Here is a 1,752-nt window from a genome sequence, read left to right on the forward strand (position 1 = left end):
TATGGCAATTCTTCCCTCAACACCCGGTTCTGCAACGTAAATGGGAATCTGATTTGACCGGTCATCCCGTCTCTGCACGCTTACAAAACCTGTTGCATTATCCAGATCGTAGTACCAGTCTAGAGCAGGAGTGGTATATGATACTACTTCGGGGGGTGATATCAAAAATCCCCCATCAAACATACCAGGCATGAAGTCAGGCAGGCTATTATTTTCTGAGTGGTGTTCCGGTGAGATGCAGCCGGCACTAAGGGTTAACAGGAGTAAGCATATGCATGCAGCAAGAATTTTTATACGCAATTTCATCATTTGAACCTCATACTGGAAATATATTTTACCATACCATATAATTTATGATACTGATGTACCCCCAGAGTGTTGTGATGTTATTCCATTATCCGTATTCCAATTACTTGAAACCGATACATATTGGTCATATGATGCGGCATATGTCATTTCATACAGAGTGGTTTGTGGTTTAATTAAACCATTGGATACTGTACGTGTCCAATCTTCAACGATACTATTCTGAATTAACAAAGAGGGTGAGTAATAAGTTAGATAAAGTTCTGAAGAGGGCATAATCTGATGTATGGATGTACTTGGTGTTGAGTCAATGTAAGATTGGGTATACCAGGTATTTGTGATTGGATTTTTAAAATGAACCCAGTACGTTCTGCCGCTCTCAAGGTAAAGATAATATTCCATGTATGGGACATTATCATACTTTCGTGAAAGTAATGTAATATAACTAGGTGAGAGATTATCATAAATGATTACCCAATATGCTTGTAAACTTTGTGTTACACCATCACTAATCTCACTAATAAATTCAATACAATCATTGTTATTAAGATAAATTTCTATCTCATGATATGACGCAAAGTTAGAATTTCCCTGATTTGAATAAGTAGCATCATATAATTTACCCGTAAGACCATTAATTTGATATCCTGTATTCTCATTATAGACTCTTCTTTCTTCATAACGAATCCAACTTCTCAAATTTTTTTCCTTGAAATAAGTTTCAGCTGGAATAAATTGATCAATTTCAATATTGTTCATGTAATCCTTTTTTGCAACTTGTAAAAGATCAGATAATGATTCATAGGTATTGAAGAAATTTTCTGGAGCAGAAAGTACAACATCCTCTTCAACGACATTGTAACTGATTAACGGAAGGGGGATCCACAACACAATAATTTTTTCGTTATTGGGTAGTTTGCTCCTGTTAACTATGTCGGATGGGATTGATACCTCACTTTTACTTGGAACCTGTACAATTACAAATTTATCTTGGGGAATCACCAGACGAACGATTCCATCCTTGGGGGTGGTAGCAGCATTATACTGTTTTTCCGTGAGAACAATACAAATAAAATTTGTAGACAAAAGCTTTTGTTCAGAATCGTTTTGAATGGTAAGTACGTTAATTCCATCTCCTACGATATCATCATTTGGCATAGTTGCACCAACACCACTAATCATGGTGAATGAAAAAACCACAAATATTAAAAGTAGTAATTCTACGTGAACAATTTTGTTTTTTATCAAATTCATTTTAACCTCGTTAGAAGGATTCCTCATCGCAGATACGTAAGCAACACCAGAGGAAAACCCTCTTTTTGATAATCTTGCAGATTGGAACCCAATCCACAACTACCCTTTCTCCCTCATCTATTATCAATACATTGAGCATAGACTCCAATGCAGAATGTATCCGTCGGAATCGTGAGACAAATAGTGAGAAAA

Annotated in this window: 2 protein-coding genes; both read right to left on the reverse strand. The window is 36.0% G+C overall.

What is annotated here, in order from left to right; all coding sequences use genetic code 11:
• Positions 1-192: hypothetical protein (locus H575_RS09490; RefSeq protein ID WP_211213865.1), on the reverse strand; the 192-nt coding region annotated here is incomplete at its 3' end.
• Positions 193-351: 159 nt separating this feature from the next.
• Entirely contained in the window at positions 352-1,659 is a 1,308-nt protein-coding gene (locus H575_RS06445) for a hypothetical protein (protein WP_162139407.1), read from the reverse strand.
• Positions 1,660-1,752: the final 93 nt, after the last annotated feature.

Origin of the sequence: Methanocorpusculum bavaricum DSM 4179 (assembly GCF_000430905.1) — an archaeon.
GTDB lineage: Archaea > Halobacteriota > Methanomicrobia > Methanomicrobiales > Methanocorpusculaceae > Methanocorpusculum > Methanocorpusculum parvum.